Source organism: Rahnella sp. PAMC25617, from assembly GCF_050606005.1.
Taxonomy (GTDB): domain Bacteria; phylum Pseudomonadota; class Gammaproteobacteria; order Enterobacterales; family Enterobacteriaceae; genus Rahnella; species Rahnella variigena.
The window spans coordinates 1-232 of record NZ_JBOCUM010000142.1 but is presented as its reverse complement, the minus strand read 5'-3'; the positions used below and the strand labels follow the sequence as shown (position 1 = coordinate 232).

Here is a 232-nt window from a genome sequence, read left to right as displayed (position 1 = left end):
GCTGAAAGAAATTCTCGGCACGACCTTCGGCCTCATCGTGTACCAAGAGCAAGTGATGTCTGTGGCGCAAAAGGTCGCAGGCTTCACTCTGGGTCAAGCCGACGTTTTGCGTCGCGCAATGGGTAAGAAGAAGAAGGAAGAACTCGACAAGCAGTTCATCGGCTTCGAAACCGGAATGCTCGACAACGGTTTCAGTAAAGAGGCCGTAAAGGTCCTCTGGGAAACCCTGATG

The 232-nt window shown here is 52.6% G+C and carries 1 pseudogene; it reads left to right on the top strand.

Annotated features, from left to right (window positions below):
- A pseudogene (locus ACM615_RS24045) lies at positions 1-232 on the top strand (DNA polymerase III subunit alpha); the annotation flags it as partial.